A 19,392-nucleotide genomic window follows, 5' to 3' on the forward strand; every position below is an offset into this window, starting at 1 on the left:
AGGCAAGCCTGGGGTTTTGAGTGTAATCATCGTAAATCTTTTTTTCCAACCAACTGCAATCTTATATCAGCAATAAATCGCTGAGATATTAGTTGCTGCTGAAGGTTTCACGCATCGTATTACCTGGATTAGGTGTACGAGGCTCATCAACTGGGGTTGGCGCTTTAGGTGCGGCACCACCGTCGTTAGAACCATTGCTGCCTTTAGAGCTAGCCTTTGCGTCATCCCAGCCAGCTGGCGGGCGAACTTCAGTACGATTCATCAGGTCATCAATTTGTGGCGCATCGATGGTTTCATATTTCATCAGTGCATCTTTCATTGAATGCAAGATATCCATATTTTCCATCAGCAATGTACGAGCACGCTTGTAGTTCTGCTCAACCAGAGATTTGATCTCCTGATCGATAATGCGCGCCGTTTCATCAGACATATGCTTAGCTTTTGCCACTGAGCGGCCTAAGAAGACTTCACCTTCTTCTTCTGCATACAGTAACGGACCTAACTTCTCAGAGAAGCCCCATTGGGTAACCATGTTACGCGCAATAGAAGTCGCTACTTTGATGTCATTTGATGCACCGGTAGAAACTTTTTCTACACCGTAGATAATCTCTTCAGCCAGACGACCGCCATATAACGTGGAGATCTGACTTTCAAGTTTCTGACGGCTGGCACTGATAGCATCACCTTCCGGCAGGAAGAACGTCACACCTAATGCACGACCACGCGGAATAATTGTGACCTTATGCACCGGGTCATGCTCAGGAACCAGACGACCAATAATAGCGTGGCCTGCTTCGTGATATGCGGTGGACTCTTTCTGCTCTTCGGTCATCACCATGGAACGGCGTTCCGCACCCATCATGATTTTGTCTTTAGCTTTTTCGAACTCAACCATCGATACGACACGCTTATTACCGCGCGCTGAGAACAAGGCTGCTTCGTTAACTAAGTTAGCTAAATCAGCACCAGAGAAACCTGGTGTACCACGAGCGATAACAGATGGTTCAACGTCTGGCGCCAATGGCACACGACGCATATGAACTTTTAAGATCTGCTCACGGCCACGAACGTCTGGCAAACCAACCACAACCTGACGGTCGAAACGACCTGGACGCAGCAACGCTGGGTCAAGAACGTCCGGGCGGTTAGTTGCAGCAATAACGATAATGCCTTCGTTACCTTCAAAGCCATCCATCTCAACCAGCATCTGGTTCAGCGTTTGCTCGCGTTCGTCGTGACCACCGCCTAAACCAGCACCACGTTGACGACCTACTGCATCGATCTCATCGATAAAGATGATGCAAGGTGCAGCTTTTTTCGCCTGTTCAAACATGTCACGTACGCGGGATGCACCCACGCCAACGAACATTTCTACGAAGTCAGAACCTGAAATCGTAAAGAATGGCACTTTAGCTTCACCCGCAATGGCTTTCGCCAGCAAGGTCTTACCGGTACCCGGAGGACCGACCATCAAAACGCCTTTAGGAATTTTACCGCCAAGTTTCTGGAAACGGCTTGGTTCGCGAAGGTAATCTACCAGCTCGCTTACCTCTTCCTTGGCTTCATCACAGCCAGCAACGTCGGCAAAAGTGGTCTTGATTTGATCTTCCGTCAACATACGAGCTTTGCTTTTGCCGAAGGACATCGCGCCCTTACCGCCTCCGCCCTGCATTTGTCGCATAAAGAAGATCCAGACCCCAATTAGCAACAGCATCGGGAACCAAGAAATAAAGATAGATGCCAGCAAGCTCGGCTCTTCAGGCGGCTCACCAACAACTTTGACATTCTTCGTCAACAAGGTATCCAGCAATTTAGGATCGTTGACAGGGATATAAGTCGTGTATTTGTTGCTATCTTTTTTGGTAACAACAATCTCACGCCCGTTGATACGTGCTTCACGAATCTGGTCTTGGGTCAATTCGGACATGAAGGTAGAATAATCTACCCTACGGCCATTAGACTCGCTGGGCCCAAAGCTCTGGAATACAGACATCAATACAACTGCGATGACTAACCAGAGAATCAGGTTCTTCGCCATGTCACTCAAGGGATTAACCTCATATTACAACTGTGTTAACAAACAGCGTTAGGGTATTACAGTTTCAGCCCTGTCGCTACGATGTACACTTCTCGCGAACGTGCTCGGGAAGCGTCTGGCTTACGAATCTTCACCTTCGTAAACAGGGAGCGAATTTCCCGTAGGTATTCATCAAAGCCATCTCCCTGGAACACCTTCACCAGGAAACTTCCGCCTGGTGCCAGTACATCTCGGCACATATCCAGCGCTAACTCTACTAGATACATCGATTTTGGAATATCGACGGCCGGAGTACCACTCATATTCGGGGCCATATCGGACATGACCACCTGAACTTTATTTTCTCCCACTCTGTCCAACAAAGCTTTGAGAACTAATTCATCACGAAAATCGCCTTGGAGGAAGTCGACTCCAACGATTGGATCCATAGGTAAAAGATCCAACGCGATTATACGCCCTTTAGAACCAATTTGAGTTGCCACATATTGCGACCACCCGCCTGGCGCTGCACCTAAATCTACAATCGTCATTCCTGGTTTGAACAGCTTATCAGCTTGCTGGATCTCATCCAGTTTAAACCAGGCACGCGAACGCAGCCCTTTTTTCTGTGCTTGTAACACATATTTATCGCTAAAGTGTTCCTGCAACCAACGACTGGAACTTGCAGAACGCTTTTTATTAGACATTATTTATTAACCATATTAATTGCAACTAACCTGAGTTAGGGCCTGCATAACAAGCTCTTAGCTCCATTACGTCTATGGTTAAGTCAGTCTTGACACCTTTTCGATACAGTCCGAGTTGGTGATAAAGGAGAGATGGCGGTAGAATGTCCCGTTTTCAATCCCAACTTAAGCAAAAAAGACGATGAATCTTAACAATAAACAAAAACAGTACCTGAAAGGCTTGGCACATCCATTAAAACCGGTTGTTATGCTGGGTAATAACGGCCTTACCGAGGGTGTGCTTGCTGAAATCGAACAGGCACTGCAACATCATGAGCTCATCAAAGTGAAAATCGCTGCTGAAGAGCGTGAAACCAAGACCTTGATTGTAGAAGCAATTATTCGTGAAACCAAGGCGAACAATGTGCAAGTGATCGGCAATATGCTGGTACTTTATCGCCCTTCGACCGAAGACCGCAAAATTATCTTACCTCGTTAAGTGTATTGAGTTTAACGAAAAGCGCTTTGCTTCTCATCTACATACACTCAACAAGTTGATAAAAAAAGGCCGCCAGCGGCCTTTTTTATTGCTTAAATTTGGGGTTGTGGGCCAATGTAAAGAATATTAAAGATATTCAACCTTCAACACTTCGTACTCAACATCGCCACCTGGCGTACGAATAACAACCACATCATCCTGCTCTTTACCGATCAATCCACGCGCTATCGGTGAGTTTACAGAAATCAGATTTTGCTTAAAATCAGCTTCATCATCGCCAACAATGCGATAAGTTTGCTGCTCTTCAGTATCCAAATTCATTACCGTTACGGTCGCACCAAAGATAACTCGCCCGGTCTGAGGCATCTTCTGGATATCGATAACCTGAGCATTTGATAGCTTAGCTTCGATTTCCTGGATACGCCCTTCACAAAAACCCTGCTGTTCGCGGGCAGCGTGATATTCGGCGTTCTCTTTTAAATCGCCATGCTCTCGTGCAGTAGCGATATCAGCAATAATTTTCGGGCGACGAACGCTTTTCAGGTGATCAAGCTCTTCACGTAATCTTTCAGCGCCACGCAATGTCATCGGAATCGGTTTCATATATTCACTACCTCTAGCTTTGTCCTTTCGGTAAACATCGTCCTGATTGAATCAGGCACAAGTCCATCCCGTTGGTTTGAGCGACTTTCTCTGACGATAAACAAAAAAAACCTAACCCGGAGACTCGCTCCAAGTCAGGATTGGTTTTTCATTTTGAAACGTATTTTAACGTAGAGTTCCATTAGGATCATCGTTTACTTTCACCCACGTTGCACCCTCCTTCGAGGCATCGTAGTATGAAGCACTTTATTCAGCCGTTACCCAGGGCCTTTAGCAAAATAATGCGTTTTTTACGAATTGTCAGTGGATTAGCTTGCGCCTTTGTTCTAAATGCAAACGCAGCCCCGGTAGAATCTTATACACAGTACCTGCCTGATGGCACCAATCTGTCCGTGCTAGTGCAGAAAATTGGTGCAACAACGCCTATCATTGATTACCACGGGCAGCAGATGGCGCTACCTGCCAGTACGATGAAACTGCTAACGGCATTAGCGGCTTTATTACAGTTAGGGCCAGATTTTCGCTTTAATACTACCTTTGAAACGAATGGCACTATTTCGGACGGCGTATTGAAAGGCAACTTGGTGGCCCGTTTTGACGGCGACCCGTCTTTCAAGCGGCAAAATATCCGTAATATGGTGGCAGCTTTAAAGAAACAGGGCATAAAAGAGATAAGTGGTGATGTACTGATTGATACGTCAGTCTTCGCCAGCCACGATAAAGCACCGGGCTGGCCATGGAATGATATCACTCAGTGTTTCAGCGCGCCGCCAGCAGCGGCCATTGTCGATCGGAACTGTTTCTCTGTGTCCCTGTACAGTGCAACTAAGCCTGATGAGAACGCCTTTATCCGCGTCGCTTCCTATTATCCAGTACATATGTTCAGCGAAGTACGCACCTTAGCAAAAGGCTCCCCAGATGCGCAGTATTGCGAGCTGGATGTTGTGCCTGGTGAGTTTAACCGCTACACACTGACGGGTTGTTTAACGCAACGCAGTGAACCTTTACCGCTGGCTTTTGCTATCCAGGATGGCGCGGCTTATGCTGGCGAAATCATAAAAGCAGAGTTACAACAAGCAGATATCCAGATCGACGGTACCCTGAAACGCCAAACACGACCAACACCTGTTGGAACAGTACTGGCACAAACGCAATCAGTACCGCTACACGATTTACTGCGCCAAATGTTGAAAAAATCTGACAACATGATTGCTGATACGGTATTTCGTACTATTGGGCACCAGCGCCTTGGTGTACCAGGAACCTGGCGTGCGGGCTCTGATGCAGTAAGACAAATTCTGCGCCAAAAAGCGGGGATTGATCTTGGTAATACGATCCAAGTCGATGGCTCTGGTTTATCACGCCATGATTTGATTTCTCCTGCGACAATGATGCAAGTACTGCAATATATCGCCCAGAATGATAAAGAACTCGATTTCATCTCAATGCTGCCGTTGGCAGGCCATGATGGAACTCTGCAATATCGCGGTGGTCTACACGAGGCTGGCGTTGATGGGAAAGTATCGGCCAAAACAGGATCACTGGCTGGTGTTTATAATCTGGCCGGTTTCATCACCACCGCAAGTGGCCAGCGTTTGGCCTTTATTCAATATCTGTCTGGCTATGCAGTACCACCAGAGGATCAGCGCACACGTCGTGCACCATTAGTCCGTTTTGAAAGCCGTCTCTATAAGGATATCTATCAAAACAACTAACTTTTACCGAGCGATATAAAGCCTGCGCCATGAAACTATTTATTTATAAAACAATTAATTCATGAAGCTATTAATTGTTGAAGACGATGAGCTTTTACGTCAAGGATTGGCGCAGGCACTAACCAGTGATAATTACGCCTGTGATTGTACATCCACAGCAGCTGAAGCTTGCGCACTCCTGCAAGCAGGCCAATACAGCCTGATTATTCTCGATCTCGGCCTGCCAGATAAAGACGGTGCCACGTTATTACGCCAGTGGCGCCGGCAAAATATGTCTCTACCGGTACTGATTCTCACCGCCCGAGATGCACTTGAAGATCGCGTTGATGGTTTAGATGCTGGAGCCGATGACTATCTGATAAAGCCTTTCGCCTTAGTGGAACTTCAGGCCCGAGTAAGAGCGTTAATCCGCCGCTATCAGGGGTATAGCGACAATCTTCTCGAAGTCGGAGATATTACGCTTAATCTCTCAAGCCAGCAGGTTTACCAGCGCCAGCAATTAGTCGAAATTACGCCAAAAGAGTTCTCTCTGCTCTCCAGATTAATGATGCGTGCCGGCCAAACGGTAAATCGCGAACTTTTGCAGCAAGATCTCTACACGTGGCAAGATGATCTAGGTTCCAATACGCTTGAAGTACATATTCATAATTTACGTCGAAAATTAGGCAAAGATCTGATCCACACGGTTCGAGGCATTGGCTACCGATTGAACAAAATACGATGACCAGTATGCGCCGCCGACTCTTGCTGATGCTAGCTCTCATCTTGGTTGCGACCCAGTTGACCAGCGCCTTCTGGCTATTGCATGAAAGCCAAGAGCAGATCAACCTGCTAGTCGATGACACCTTATCAGCCAAAGCTCGTGATGCTCATCTGGAAAGAGAAATAACCGAAGCTATCACCTCGCTGATAGCCCCTTCCCTTACGATGCTTGCCGCAACATTATTACTCTCGTTCTGGGCAATAAGCTGGATTATCCGCCCGTTGAATCAGTTGCAACAGCGTTTGGAGACGCGCTCCGCAGACAACCTTTCCCCTTTACCATTAAATACTGAGATCAAAGAAGTGGTTGCGGTAACCAACGCGCTAAACCAGTTATTCAGCCGCTTATCAACCACTATTGCCCAAGAGAGATTATTTACTGCCGATGCGGCTCATGAGCTACGCACGCCGCTGGCCGGCGTCAGACTGCATCTGGAACTGATGGAGCAAAAAGGGGTAGAAGGCAGTACGATGTTGATCAAACGCATCGATCAACTTATGCATACTATTGAGCAATTGCTGATGTTAGCTCGTGCAGGGCAAAATTTTGCCAAAGGGCTTTATGAGCAAGTCGATATCACCCATAACGTATTAGCGCCGCTCAGAGACGAACTGCAGGAGATGTTGTCCCATCGCCATCAGCGTCTACATATCGATGAAAAAGAATCAATCATTGTTGAAGGAGATGCCGTTCTACTACGTCTGATGGTGCGCAACTTAGTCGAAAACGCCTATCGCTACAGCCCGGAAAACAGCGATATTGAGATCAAACTCCATACCCAAAACGAACGATTATTAATAGAAGTCAGTGATCGAGGTCCAGGTATCGATGAGCAAAAAGCCAGCGAGCTAACCCAAGCATTTAAACGTGGTGACGAGCGTTTTGGTGGCAGCGGGCTGGGATTAAATATCGTGGTGAGGATTATTCACTTACATGGTGGGGAGTTGATACTGCGTAACCGGGATAAAGCGCCTGGCCTTAGTGCTCAGTGTTTACTTCCAGTAAGGGGAAGTTAAGTTTTTTCTACCTCGCCGGTGAGGCTTATTGAAAGTTTTTCAAGCTTGCTCAAGCTTGACAGAGTATATGTCGGGTTCTAAAACGGGAATAGAGTAAGTTTCGGTTCTTTAAATACGGTATTTAATGCAACCTTGCAGCCCGAACCGAGCCAAGGGGGAACGCGTCCCCCTTCGCGATCCCGCGCTTTTTCCTACTTCCAGCTCGGTATCCAGTGGAAGCCATGTTTCAGAAGCTTCCGTGATAGCGCAAATGCCAGCCTTCCAGGCTCCCCGCCTCCGGGTTCAAGCCAACGATAATTCTATTGTCTTTCACCACTCCACCGGTGGCATTTTGAGTGCGCTTGGCGGCTTTTAAGGTCAAGTTCAAAGGCAAAGGCAGCTTAACTTTTGACTTTAACAGCCTGGTGGCGCACTCAAAATTTCACTGACGAGTGGTGGAGAGACGGCAAAGCTGGCTCGAACCCGAAGGAAGGCATGGCGAAGCCATGAAATTTGCGCCTATAACAGTGATATCTGAAACATAGCCTAATTGGAATCCGATATAACACCATGAAAAGGCGCGGGATTGTAAAGGGTGGCGCCACCACCCTTTACTCGGTTTAGGCTGCGGGCCTGTATTGAACACTTCACTTCGGAAACCGAAAAACTCACTATTCTGGTGTTGATAACCGCGCAAGCACGGTTATTGCTTCCACAACCTTCAAACCTTCCCAGTTTCTCTACTAACATTGAGGGCCGCATCAAATGCGGCCCTCAATACTAAATTTTAACGCTCATAGATGATTTCGACGCCTTCGTCGTCGTCTTCGTCCCAGTCGTCATCCCAATCGTCATCTTCAGCTTCGATCTCAGCCAGTTGCTCTTTGTGGTAATCATCCCACATGAACTCGACTTTTTCAGGCGCTGCTTCTTCGATTGCCATTGTTTTAGGATTAGCGTTGATAAAGCTCATGACATCCCAGCACAGTGCATTCACGCCTTCACGGTTAGCGGCAGAGATCAGGTAGTAGTTACCTTCCCAACCTAACGCGTCAGCGATAGTTTTTGCCCGTGCTTCTGCTTCTTCTTTATCAATCAAATCAACTTTGTTGAAGACTAACCAACGCGGTTTGGATGCCAGTTTTTCGTTGTATTGCTGCAATTCATTAATGATAACTTTAGCATTCTCAATCGGATCGGATTCATCGATTGGTGCAATATCAATAAGGTGCAGTAATACACGACAACGCTCAAGGTGCTTCAAGAAGCGAATACCTAAGCCAGCGCCTTCAGAAGCCCCTTCAATCAAACCAGGGATATCCGCCACCACGAAGCTCTGTTCGTTATCCATACGTACAACGCCTAAGCTTGGCACCAGCGTAGTAAATGGATAGTCAGCAACTTTAGGTTTTGCAGCAGAAACTGAACGGATAAATGTCGATTTACCGGCATTTGGCAAGCCCAGCATACCTACGTCAGCCAGCAGCATTAGCTCCAGTGACAAGTCGCGTAGTTCGCCTTTTGTCCCCATAGTTTTTTGGCGTGGGGAACGGTTTACCGACGATTTAAAACGGGTATTGCCTAAGCCGTGGAAACCACCTTTGGCAACCATTTGCACCTGGCCATTGCGAGTCATATCACCTAAGACTTCGCCAGTACCTTGGTCTAGTACGCGCGTACCTACCGGAACTTTAATCGTGATATCTTTGCCACGTTTACCGGTACAGTCACGGCTTTGACCATTCTCACCGCGCTCAGCACGGAAAGATTTTACAAACCGGTAATCAATTAACGTATTGAGATTCTCATCCGCCACCAGATACACATCGCCGCCGTCGCCACCGTCGCCGCCATCAGGGCCACCACGGGGAATATACTTTTCACGGCGGAAGCTAACGCATCCGTTACCGCCGTCACCGGCCACGACTAGAATTGTGGCTTCATCTACAAACTTCATTTGAACTCTCTCCGTCAATCATTCACCGGGTTGCTGCAATTGAGCCACCAAGTCTTGTTCTGTCCGCCGCGGCCACCAACGATGGCCAATTGCGGAAAACATTGCTCCCGCTACCACCACAAATAGGCCTGAATGACCGATAAAATTGACTATCGGTGCGGCTAAAGTATCTGGCCAAACGAGCGCCAATTAATCCGTAAATAGCAGGGTAGACAATGCTGTCAGCGAGATAAAATGCTGAGCTCTGTTGTCAGCCGCTGAAATGCCAAAGTATTTCTGAAACTACCAGAGATAACGATGAGTAGTATGCAAAGTGTACAGCAAAAATAAGCGCCACGGTGAATATAGCCAACCGCAGTAGCGTATTTTGCATCATGCAATCATTACTCAGACAAAAGCGACATCGATGCAATCAGTAATGAACAACCGTTAGTTGCTGTGATTACACCGGCAGTATCTCTATTGGAGCCAGAGATTTGCTATCCATATAGTTGCTATTTTATGGACTGACTAGAATGTAAAAAGCCCCGCAACGAGTTGCAGGGCTTACATCTATTTTGTAGAACCACTCATCATCTGCAAAGCATTTCGTCAGTGGTTCTTAGACTCGAAAAACTTATTCAGCTTCGATGCTGATAAATTTACGGTTGTTCGGGCCTTTAACTTCAAACTTAACTTTACCGTCAGCCAAAGCAAACAGAGTGTGGTCGCGACCACAACCTACGTTGATGCCAGCGTGGAATTTAGTACCACGTTGACGAACGATGATGCTGCCTGCCAGAACTGCTTCGCCGCCAAAGCGTTTTACGCCCAGACGTTTTGCTTCTGAGTCACGACCGTTTCGGGTCGAACCGCCAGCCTTTTTATGTGCCATGAATCCGCTCTCCTAAACTTAAGCGCTGATGCCGGTGATTTTGACGTCAGTGAACCACTGACGGTGACCTTGTTGCTTACGGTAGTGCTTACGACGACGAAACTTAACGATTTTAACTTTCTCGCCACGACCGTGAGCTACAACTTCAGCTTTGACCACACCGCCTTCAACTAAAGGCAGACCGATTTGGATCTCTTCACCGTTAGCAATCATCAGAACTTGGTCAAACGCAATGGTTTCACCAGTTGCGATGTCCAGCTTTTCCAAGCGAACGGTCTGACCTTCGCTTACTCGGTGTTGTTTACCACCACTTTGGAAAACCGCGTACATATAAAACTCCGCTTTCCGCGCACTCAACTTTGTATAGTCCAGAGGGCGCTATAAATATTCACAATAGGGCGCGAATTCTACGCAAAAAATCAGCATAAGACAAGAGCACTTTCACCACAAAAGAAGAAAAAAAGCGCAGTACACTGGTTGTCATTTATCTACAGCGTTTTTCAAGTACAATCCCTTATACAGTTCAGTTGAATAATGTGCCAAAGTGAGTAACAACTCATCGCGGTAAAGAGAAAAACAGCCGAAAAATCACAATGAACCTAGAACAGATTATCGATCTTACCGAGAAAGATATGGCTGCAGTCAACGCAACCATCCTTGAACAGTTGAATTCTGATGTCGCGCTCATCAATCAACTTGGACACTATATCATCAGCGGCGGCGGTAAAAGAATCCGCCCCATGATTGCCGTTTTGGCAGCCAAAGCACTCGATTACAGTGGCAATAAACATGTTACGGTGGCCGCACTTATTGAGTTTATTCATACCGCAACATTGTTACATGACGATGTTGTAGATGAATCCGATATGCGTCGAGGCAAAGCAACAGCCAATGCTGCATTTGGTAACGCGGCCAGCGTACTAGTAGGTGATTTTATCTACACGCGCGCCTTCCAGATGATGACCGATTTAGAATCAATGCCGGTACTGGCATTAATGGCTAAAGCGGTAAACGTCATCGCCGAAGGTGAAGTTTTACAACTTATGAACTGTAACGATCCTGATATTACTGAAGAAATTTACATGCAGGTTATCTACAGTAAAACAGCTCGTCTCTTCGAAGCCGCTGCGCAGTCATCAGCGATGCTAGCCGGCGGTAATGAGCAACAAATCGTCGCATTACAAGATTATGGCCGCTATTTGGGTACCGCATTCCAGTTAATAGACGATTTGCTTGATTATGATGCTGACGGCGAAACGCTGGGTAAAAATACCGGCGATGACCTCAATGAAGGCAAACCGACGTTACCGTTGTTACACGCAATGAAACATGGGGATCCTGAACAATCGGCAATGATTCGTCAGGCAATTGAACAAGGTAATGGCAGACATCTGCTCGAACCGGTACTTGCCGCGATGCATCAATGGGGTTCGCTTGAATACACCCGAACCCGGGCAGAAGAAGAAGCAGATAAAGCTATTGCGGCCCTGCAGATCTTGCCAGAATCACCGCACCGTATTGCGCTCGAAACGCTTGCACATATTGCAGTAAAACGAGACTTCTAATTGTCTTAGTGATACTTGTTGCCAACACTCTCATTGCGCTACCGCGCTCAGGTACGCAATGAGAGTGAGTTTATGACATCAAGGATATTAGTCCGTCGTTTCCTGATTCAAGGCCAAACGCTTCATCATCTCTTTCACTCCCTCTCTAACGATGAAAGAAACGATCGACTTGCGCTCGTCCTCGCTAAACTGTTTATAGCTTTCAACCCAAATTGCTAACGGATCTTGATGTGACGAATAAACGTATTCTGCAGATTGTTCCTGCATAAGTAATGTAGATACCGTTTTTATCGGTAAACTATCGACATGATATTCAACAGCACGCCCCTGAACACCGCGCCGACGACGTTTAATCCATTCCTGACGCCGAGCCATTCCATGAATGCCTTGAGTCGAGCCAGGCAAACCCGCTACACCAATTAATTCCTTTGCTGCAAACCACTCTTGCTTCATAACATTCTTCTCTGATTTGTCCTGAGACATTAAGGAAATAAAGTTATAAGTCCTTGAGGATGGATGTTTATTGCTAAACCCCAACCAATCCTTTTAATTGATAGCGTAAAATCTACGGTTAACTTATATCACCAAATGATAGGTCACAACAGGATAAGTCATTGCATTTTTATGACTACCCTTCCAATTACTAAACAAAAAATCATATCAGCAGTAGTGTAAACGATGGTTTTCAACGTTAGCCCATTAATATCCCGCGGATAAAAATCAATAATAATATAATAAAAGACAATATTGCCTATCCAATCCAAATAATAAATATTCTTCTTTTATTATATATAGCGCTACTTCACATAGGTGTTGGCACTTACACGCATAAATCCGATCGCAGCATTAGCGCATTTTTTGGAAACCATTAAGAAATGATTTACTTTGATGACTAAAATATGAAAACGCTAAAATAAAATCATGAGTGCAAAAAAATAAAACCCGTCAAAAAAACAACTAAAGGTTAAAATCAATAATACACTCCATTTAATTTTAAAAAACACTAACTTACCAATAACAAAAATGAGATAAAAAACAACAAGAGGGATATGATTAAAACATTGCAGAGAGAAACAAAAACAACCTTAAAAAACAATACATTAAAGATTTCTTATTGAAAGAACAAGTTGGAATGCTTTTACACAACAGAGTGATACCAAGGCAACTTACTCGATAAGTTAACTCACTTTGCTTAATCAAACCATTTATAAAAGTCGTTAAAAATAATAACCATATATTACATAAAATTGAAAGACGCCCGCTCTTACAACTCCCTCTTTTAATAAAACAAAAAACATTCCATATTAAATATCTTTGTATTTTTAAATAAACATATTTGAAAAATGTTCAGAAATTTGTTCATATACTTTTAAATCACTAGAAAAGAACATCCAATACAAAAAACTCATGCGTAAGCTTTGTCGATAATCTAAAAGGAAGTAAAAATGACGAACAGGAAACAGGACTGGCATCATGCAGATATTATTGCGGCACTGCGTAAACAAGGTACGACACTTGCAGCAGTTTCTAGAGCAGCAGGGTTGAGCTCTTCGACATTAGCTAATGCCCTATCTCGCCCCTGGCCTAAAGGGGAATGGCTTATTGCTAATGCATTAGGGATCCATCCATCAATCATTTGGCCAAGTCGCTACTTTGATCCCAAAACACATACATTAATTAATCGCCAAATGCGAAGTGCATCTGAAAAAAAGTCATAGGGACTTTACTATAAAAAAACCGCCAGGCATTGCTGGCGGTTTACATTACATCGATTGCTGATACCAAATAAGCGTTAATACATTCGCAACAGGTTATCTGACATCATTCAAATAGCGAATATACGCATCAGTTATTAATAAACTGTTCGCCTAGTTGAATGTCTTTACGCAATACCTCTAGCATATCGTCCAGAGATTTCTGCTCAAAAGCGCTTAAAGGGCCGATATCTTTCAGCTCTGCGATGCCATTTTTACCCAGTAAAACCGGCTGTGCGAAGAAACGTGTGTATTCACCTTTTCCTTCTACATAAGCGCACTCAACAACATTACTTTCGCCTTGCAATGCACGAACCAGCGACAGGCCAAAACGCGCTGCAGCCTGGCCCATCGATAATGTAGCTGACCCGCCGCCCGCTTTGGCTTCTACAACTTCAGTACCTGCATTCTGAATACGTTTGGTTAATTCAGCAGCCTCTGACTCCGTAAATTTCACACCAGGAACCTGAGACAACAGAGGAAGAATCGTCACCCCTGAATGGCCACCAACGACAGGAATATCCAATTGTTCAGGATGCTTACCTTTCAGTTCGGCCACAAAAGTATTAGAGCGAATTGCATCAAGGGTAGTGACACCAAAGAGTTTGTTCTTATCATAGACACCGGCCTTTTTAAGTACTTCAGCAGCTATAGCCACCGTCGTATTTACCGGGTTAGTAATAATGCCGATCAAAGCTTTTGGGCTGGTTTCTGCAATTTGTTGTACCAGATTACGTACAATACCTGCGTTAACATTAAAAAGATCGGAGCGATCCATACCAGGTTTACGTGCCACTCCTGCAGAAATCAGCACGATATCAGCACCGACCAGAGCAGGTTTAGCATCTTCGCCACTAAAGCCTTTAATTTTTACGGCCGTAGGGATGTGGCTCAGATCGACAGCAACACCAGGGGTGACAGGTGCGATATCGTACAGAGAGAGTTCAGAACCAGAAGGTAATTGGGTCTTGAGTAGAAGGGCGAGGGCTTGGCCGATACCACCGGCTGCACCTAGAACGGCAACTTTCATCCTATACTCCTTTATTATCAGTAAGTTAAATTCTTCACAACTTCTTTTGCCACATGACATTAATCAACAATAAGCACAAACACAATTACCAGATCGATAGATTGGGAGGCCACGCAGTAATTAACGCTATATGGCAGAATAACCTTGGTTTTTTCTATTAACATCAGTCGATTAATAAAGATTAATCTTCAGTGAATACATGCAGCGTAGGGATTAACCATTAATAACACTAGACCTGTTGTTGGTATTTGGACAATATCATTTTCATAACACAGCATTTACCACGCAGTGCTACCGAGATGCATTGATTTGACATATTTATTACTTTGTTAGCATCATGATATCTTTGATAGTACTAAGATTATCATGGCATGATGCATTTTATGCGTTAATGGTTATTGCATAAAAATTCATTAATATGCATAATCATACTAATAATGTCATGATCCTACGGGTGTAAAATGCGCAATCCTGCTAAACAGGAAGATCTAATTAAAGCGTTTAAAGCGCTGTTAAAAGAAGAGAAATTTAGTTCTCAAGGTGAGATTGTTATTGCATTGCAAGATGAAGGCTTTGAAAACATCAATCAATCAAAAGTCTCTCGTATGCTCACTAAATTTGGTGCAGTACGCACGCGCAACGCTAAAATGGAAATGGTGTACTGCTTACCAGCTGAAATTGGTGTACCGACAACAACTAGCCCGCTGAAAAATCTGGTCTTGGATATTGATTATAACGAATCGGTCGTCGTTATTCGTACCAGTCCAGGAGCCGCACAGCTGATCGCACGACTGCTTGACTCATTAGGTAAATCCGAGGGGATTCTAGGTAGTATCGCTGGTGATGACACTATTTTCAGTACACCTGCACGTGGCTTTAGTGTCAAACAGTTGTATGAAGCTATTTTGGGTCTGTTTGAACAAGAGCTGTAATATCGACGCTTGCTTCACCTGTCTACTTTCGACCTAAAACAATCACCACTATCCCTGCCGCGAATGCGGCAAGATATGAGTGTTCCTGCTTGGATTTATTCGTAAATCCGCTCATCTTTTATTTATTTACCATAAATAATGTTTTTAGAGATTCTGACAATCCTACTAAACAGGTAAAAATTCCCCCTGCGCTCCACCACGATTACAAATCGCTCACATTTTTGATGTCAATAGCATGACAGCCTGCAACATATCGCACTTTTCGCAAAAAAACTCTAATCCATTGATTAATTAAAACTTACCGCATAAAAGAACAAATAATAATCGATTTTTATTCTTTAAGATTATAAAAAATTCAATTTCTCAAATTTAAAACCGCAAAAAACTATTAGCAAACTATTAATAATCATGATTAGTAGATGTATACTCATTTCCGTGATGCAAGTCACATGATGTATCGACAGATAATAAAATAGATGACGAGGCAATGATGAACATTAAAACTACAATTTCCGCATTAAGCATTCTTTCCGTGCTTTCTTTTAGTGCTTTTTCAGCACAACCAATCAACCAAAATCAGGCTCAAAATCTTCAGCCGATTGGGGTAATCAATGTAAGCGGTATTAACGGCACCCCTTCTGATATTCGTCAGGCTCTTTCAGATAAAGCAGACGCACAAGGTGCTAAAACGTTTCGTGTGATTGAAGTTCGCCAGGAAGGGAATTACCACGCAACGGCTGAAATTTACCAATAAGCCTGAAAAGGCTGGCCATCGTTTGGCAATAAAGTAGGCAACGGAAGTAAGGCGAAATCAAACATGATGACTTCGCTAAAAGACGGATTTATCGCTGTAGCAACTCAAATTTCGACACGCAAAAATGCTTTGCGTTGTTGTTAAGACAGACCTGATGAATCCCAATATCAACGGCTGCAAAAAATTGCGCCAATGAAAAAATCAGGAATATATTATGAAAACTATCTCAACACTTGTCACTGCCAGTATTCTTGCTGCACTGTCTTTCGGTGCCTCTGCCGCGACAATGGTTAGCGCAGAACAGGCTGCTGACATGCAGTCAATAGGTACCATCAGCGTAAGTGGTATTGATGGTGTGCCGAGCGACATTAATCGTCAGCTTTCAGACAAAGCAGACAGTGCCGGCGCAAAATCTTTCCATATCATCGAAGCACATAATGACGGTAGCTATCACGTTACTGCAGAATTATTTAACTGATTTTCCGTACAAGATCAGTTCACCCTATGTTTACTTCCCCTGCTGACGCAAAGTAAACATGCAACGCTGTTAGATCACCCTCGTCGTGCTGTCTGGCGACACTTTTAGCTCTCGTGAAACTCACGGGAGCTTTTTTTGTTGCCGCATTTCAGGACATGGAATGAATCCATGCCCTGAAAGTACAAGCAATAAAGGGAAAAGACAGATTATTTCTGCTCGACCAAACGAGACTTCACGTCTAACGCAGCTAATAATTTATTATGTATCCCGCCAAAACCGCCGTTGCTCATGACCAGAATATGGTCGCCAGGCTGAACAGTCTTAACAATCATCTCCACCAGCGTGTCAACATCTGCACTCCAATGAGCGGGTTGTACGCAGTGTTCAGCCACTTCGGCAACTTGCCATGGAATATGTTGCGGCTGTAAAAGGAATACCTCGTCGGCCCGACCCAGTGAAGGAGCAAGTTCATTTTTGCTCAATCCCATTTTCATAGTATTAGAGCGCGGCTCAAGTACGGCGATGATCTTCGCTGTCCCGCCAACTTTGCTACGTAAGGCCGCAAGCGTAGCCAGAATTGCCGTTGGATGGTGAGCAAAGTCATCATAGACGCTAACACCGAAAGCTTCGCCACGAAGCTCCAAGCGACGACGAGCGTTAATAAAACTCTTCAGCGCTCTACAGGCATCTTCAGGTTTGACGCCAACGTGGCGAGCAGCGGCAATGGCCATCAATGCATTATGCATATTGTGCTCACCGACCAGCAACCAGTTCACTTCTCCGACGACTTCACCATCCAGCAAAACGCTGAAGGTGCTGGCATCGGTCGAGACCTTTTTTGCATCCCATGTGCAACCGTCGCCGGTGAACTCCTGCTCGCTCCAGCAGCCCATCGCCATTACTTGCTTGAGCGGCGTATCGTTCTCAGGGAGGATAATTTTCCCTTGTCCCGGTACCAGACGAACCAAATGGTGGAACTGTTTTTGGATAGCTTTCAGATCATCGAAGATATCGGCATGGTCGAACTCGAGGTTATTCAGTACCAGCGTGCGCGGGCTGTAATGGACAAATTTAGAGCGCTTATCAAAAAATGCACAATCGTATTCGTCTGCTTCAATCACCATGAATGGGCTATTGCCCAGACGCGCTGAAACCTCAAAATTACCGGGAACTCCACCGATGACATAACCCGGTTCGTAGCCACAGGATTCGAGGATCCAAGTCACCATACCAGCCGTGGTTGTCTTACCGTGAGTCCCTGCCACCGCAATGACCCAACGTCCAGGTAATACATGGTCATGTAACCACTGCGGACCAGAAACATAAGGAATACCTTTTTCCAGTACCGCTTCAACACAAGGATTTCCCCGCGTCATCGCATTACCGATGATCACCAGATCAGGTTGAGGCTCCAACTGAATAGGATCGTATCCTTTAATCAGCTCAATGCCTTGGCTTTCCAGCTGCGTACTCATCGGAGGATAAACGTTGTCGTCCGAACCGGTAACCTGATGTCCCTGCGAACGAGCCAGCATAGCCAGGCCGCCCATAAACGTGCCGCAAATCCCAAGAATATGAATGCGCATAAATTTTCCATTAGTGCCTTTAAGTCAGCCGCTATTCTAACGCTGAGAATCCCTCAGAAGAAATGGATTTGCCTATCAACCACCCATATATTTGGGATAAACTGAAAAAGCTCCTGTAATAGATTTCTAACAAACCCGTTACCCATCCTACGAACCAGGGACAGTGTCATGAAAACGCTAGGCGAATTCATCGTTGAAAAACAACAAGATTTCCCACACGCTACCGGCGAACTGACTGCATTACTCTCCGCAATAAAACTCGGTGCCAAAATTATTCACCGCGATATCAACAAAGCAGGTCTGGTTGATATTCTCGGGGCAAGTGGCGCTGAAAATATTCAAGGCGAAGTGCAGATGAAGCTCGATCTGTATGCCAATGAAAAATTGAAAGCAGCGATGAAAGCTCGTGGTCAGATCGCAGGTATTGCGTCTGAAGAAGAAGATGAAATTGTTATTTTCGACGGCGATCGTGCAGAAAATGCCAAATATGTCATTCTGATGGACCCGCTAGATGGCTCTTCCAACATCGACGTTAACGTGTCAGTTGGTACCATCTTCTCTATTTACAGCCGTACTACCCCTATCGGCCAGCCGGTAACGGAAGCTGACTTCCTACAACCGGGGCATCGTCAGGTTGCAGCAGGTTATGTCGTTTATGGCTCCTCTACTATGTTGGTTTATACCACCGGTGCAGGCGTTCATGCGTTTACCTACGATCCTTCTCTCGGGGTCTTCTGCCTCTCCCATGAGAAAGTTAAATTCCCGGCTAAAGGCAATATGTATTCAATCAACGAAGGTAACTACATCAAGTTCCCAGTTGGCGTGAAAAAATACATCAAATATTGCCAGGAGCAGGATGCGGCGACGCAACGTCCTTACACTTCTCGCTACATTGGCTCTCTGGTAGCCGATTTCCACCGTAACCTGCTTAAAGGCGGGATTTACATTTACCCAAGTACCGCCAGCCATCCTCAAGGTAAGCTGCGTCTACTGTATGAATGTAATCCAATGGCATTCCTGGCCGAACAAGCAGGCGGTAAAGCCAGCGATGGTAAAAATCGTATTCTAGATATTATTCCGCAGAAACTGCACGAACGTGCACCGTTCTTCGTGGGCAATAGCTCAATGGTTGAAGATGCAGAGCGTTTTATCCGCGAATTCCCAGACGAGTAAAATCTAAGACG

Annotated in this window: 20 protein-coding genes and 1 pseudogene; 10 read left to right on the plus strand and 11 right to left on the minus strand. The window is 45.2% G+C overall.

Features of this window, described 5'->3' with window-relative positions:
* Positions 1-88: 88 nt before the first annotated feature.
* Together ftsH and rlmE are read right to left on the minus strand one after the other, a co-directional pair.
* A complete protein-coding gene (gene ftsH, locus ACL9RG_RS12210; RefSeq protein WP_422792889.1) occupies positions 89-2,038 on the minus strand; it encodes an ATP-dependent zinc metalloprotease FtsH in 1,950 nt (649 codons plus the stop codon).
* A 56-nt stretch (positions 2,039-2,094) separates the two neighbouring features.
* Positions 2,095-2,724, minus strand: a complete 630-nt coding sequence (rlmE, locus tag ACL9RG_RS12215; protein ID WP_422792890.1) for a 23S rRNA (uridine(2552)-2'-O)-methyltransferase RlmE — start codon at positions 2,722-2,724, stop codon at positions 2,095-2,097.
* Between the two features lie 181 nt (positions 2,725-2,905).
* Between rlmE and yhbY the strand changes: the two genes are divergently transcribed.
* Positions 2,906-3,202 (plus strand): ribosome assembly RNA-binding protein YhbY, encoded by a 297-nt coding sequence (yhbY, locus tag ACL9RG_RS12220; protein WP_422792891.1) that lies wholly within the window; start codon positions 2,906-2,908, stop codon positions 3,200-3,202.
* A gap of 126 nt (positions 3,203-3,328) precedes the next feature.
* Here the strand turns inward: yhbY and greA are convergent, their stop codons facing one another.
* Positions 3,329-3,805 (minus strand): transcription elongation factor GreA, encoded by a 477-nt coding sequence (greA, locus tag ACL9RG_RS12225; protein WP_422792892.1) that lies wholly within the window; start codon positions 3,803-3,805, stop codon positions 3,329-3,331.
* Between the two features lie 281 nt (positions 3,806-4,086).
* Here greA and dacB point away from each other — a divergent pair, with 281 nt between their 5' ends.
* From dacB to pmrB, 3 genes are all read left to right on the plus strand, one after another.
* On the plus strand, positions 4,087-5,520 hold the full coding sequence (gene dacB, locus ACL9RG_RS12230; protein ID WP_422793023.1) for a serine-type D-Ala-D-Ala carboxypeptidase: 1,434 nt from the start codon (positions 4,087-4,089) through the stop codon (positions 5,518-5,520).
* A gap of 61 nt (positions 5,521-5,581) precedes the next feature.
* The gene (gene pmrA / locus ACL9RG_RS12235) at positions 5,582-6,244 is read left to right on the plus strand and encodes a two-component system response regulator PmrA (protein WP_422792893.1); all 663 of its coding nucleotides are present in this window, start codon (positions 5,582-5,584) and stop codon (positions 6,242-6,244) included.
* Positions 6,241-7,299 (plus strand): two-component system sensor histidine kinase PmrB, encoded by a 1,059-nt coding sequence (gene pmrB / locus ACL9RG_RS12240; RefSeq protein WP_422792894.1) that lies wholly within the window; start codon positions 6,241-6,243, stop codon positions 7,297-7,299. Before pmrA ends, pmrB begins: the two co-directional genes overlap by 4 nt.
* 226 nt (positions 7,300-7,525) lie before the next feature.
* Here the strand turns inward: pmrB and ACL9RG_RS12245 are convergent, their stop codons facing one another.
* The 5 genes and pseudogenes from ACL9RG_RS12245 to rplU form a co-directional block, all read right to left on the minus strand.
* Positions 7,526-7,666: a hypothetical protein gene (locus ACL9RG_RS12245; protein WP_422792895.1), complete on the minus strand. Its 141-nt coding sequence runs from the start codon at positions 7,664-7,666 to the stop codon at positions 7,526-7,528.
* Between the two features lie 399 nt (positions 7,667-8,065).
* Positions 8,066-9,235 (minus strand): Obg family GTPase CgtA, encoded by a 1,170-nt coding sequence (gene cgtA, locus ACL9RG_RS12250; protein ID WP_422792896.1) that lies wholly within the window; start codon positions 9,233-9,235, stop codon positions 8,066-8,068.
* A gap of 18 nt (positions 9,236-9,253) precedes the next feature.
* A pseudogene (locus tag ACL9RG_RS12255) lies at positions 9,254-9,466 on the minus strand (EamA family transporter); the annotation flags it as partial.
* Positions 9,467-9,851: 385 nt separating this feature from the next.
* Positions 9,852-10,109, minus strand: a complete 258-nt coding sequence (rpmA, locus tag ACL9RG_RS12260) for a 50S ribosomal protein L27 (protein WP_422792897.1) — start codon at positions 10,107-10,109, stop codon at positions 9,852-9,854.
* 18 nt (positions 10,110-10,127) lie between these two features.
* Positions 10,128-10,439, minus strand: coding sequence for a 50S ribosomal protein L21 (gene rplU, locus ACL9RG_RS12265; protein WP_422792898.1), 312 nt, complete (start codon positions 10,437-10,439; stop codon positions 10,128-10,130).
* Between the two features lie 263 nt (positions 10,440-10,702).
* Between rplU and ispB the strand changes: the two genes are divergently transcribed.
* Positions 10,703-11,674 carry an octaprenyl diphosphate synthase gene (gene ispB, locus ACL9RG_RS12270; RefSeq protein WP_422792899.1) on the plus strand — a complete coding sequence of 324 codons (972 nt, stop codon included), beginning with the start codon at positions 10,703-10,705 and terminating at the stop codon, positions 11,672-11,674.
* Between the two features lie 87 nt (positions 11,675-11,761).
* On the opposite strand, the gene ACL9RG_RS12275 is transcribed toward ispB, so the two are convergent.
* Positions 11,762-12,127: a DNA-binding protein gene (locus ACL9RG_RS12275; RefSeq protein WP_422792900.1), complete on the minus strand. Its 366-nt coding sequence runs from the start codon at positions 12,125-12,127 to the stop codon at positions 11,762-11,764.
* A 992-nt stretch (positions 12,128-13,119) separates the two neighbouring features.
* Here ACL9RG_RS12275 and ACL9RG_RS12280 point away from each other — a divergent pair.
* Entirely contained in the window at positions 13,120-13,392 is a 273-nt protein-coding gene (locus ACL9RG_RS12280) for a helix-turn-helix domain-containing protein (protein ID WP_422792901.1), read from the plus strand.
* A 127-nt stretch (positions 13,393-13,519) separates the two neighbouring features.
* Here the strand turns inward: ACL9RG_RS12280 and mdh are convergent, their stop codons facing one another.
* Positions 13,520-14,458: a malate dehydrogenase gene (gene mdh, locus ACL9RG_RS12285; RefSeq protein ID WP_422792902.1), complete on the minus strand. Its 939-nt coding sequence runs from the start codon at positions 14,456-14,458 to the stop codon at positions 13,520-13,522.
* Between the two features lie 461 nt (positions 14,459-14,919).
* Here mdh and argR point away from each other — a divergent pair, with 461 nt between their 5' ends.
* The 3 genes from argR (at position 14,920) to ACL9RG_RS12300 (ending at position 16,622) form a co-directional block, all read left to right on the plus strand.
* On the plus strand, positions 14,920-15,390 hold the full coding sequence (argR, locus tag ACL9RG_RS12290) for a transcriptional regulator ArgR (RefSeq protein WP_422792903.1): 471 nt from the start codon (positions 14,920-14,922) through the stop codon (positions 15,388-15,390).
* Positions 15,391-15,880: 490 nt separating this feature from the next.
* Entirely contained in the window at positions 15,881-16,144 is a 264-nt protein-coding gene (gene yhcN / locus ACL9RG_RS12295; RefSeq protein ID WP_422793024.1) for a peroxide/acid stress response protein YhcN, read from the plus strand.
* Positions 16,145-16,358: 214 nt separating this feature from the next.
* Complete coding sequence (locus ACL9RG_RS12300; RefSeq protein ID WP_422792904.1) at positions 16,359-16,622, plus strand: DUF1471 domain-containing protein; 264 nt, start codon at positions 16,359-16,361, stop codon at positions 16,620-16,622.
* 206 nt (positions 16,623-16,828) lie between these two features.
* Here ACL9RG_RS12300 and mpl read toward each other — a convergent pair whose 3' ends face one another.
* Complete coding sequence (gene mpl / locus ACL9RG_RS12305) at positions 16,829-18,208, minus strand: UDP-N-acetylmuramate:L-alanyl-gamma-D-glutamyl-meso-diaminopimelate ligase (protein WP_422792905.1); 1,380 nt, start codon at positions 18,206-18,208, stop codon at positions 16,829-16,831.
* A gap of 168 nt (positions 18,209-18,376) precedes the next feature.
* Between mpl and fbp the strand changes: the two genes are divergently transcribed.
* A complete protein-coding gene (gene fbp / locus ACL9RG_RS12310) occupies positions 18,377-19,381 on the plus strand; it encodes a class 1 fructose-bisphosphatase (RefSeq protein ID WP_422792906.1) in 1,005 nt (334 codons plus the stop codon).
* Positions 19,382-19,392 lie beyond the last annotated feature (11 nt).

The organism is Rouxiella sp. Mn2063, assembly GCF_049319665.1.
Taxonomy (GTDB): Bacteria; Pseudomonadota; Gammaproteobacteria; order Enterobacterales; family Enterobacteriaceae; genus JBMOUD01.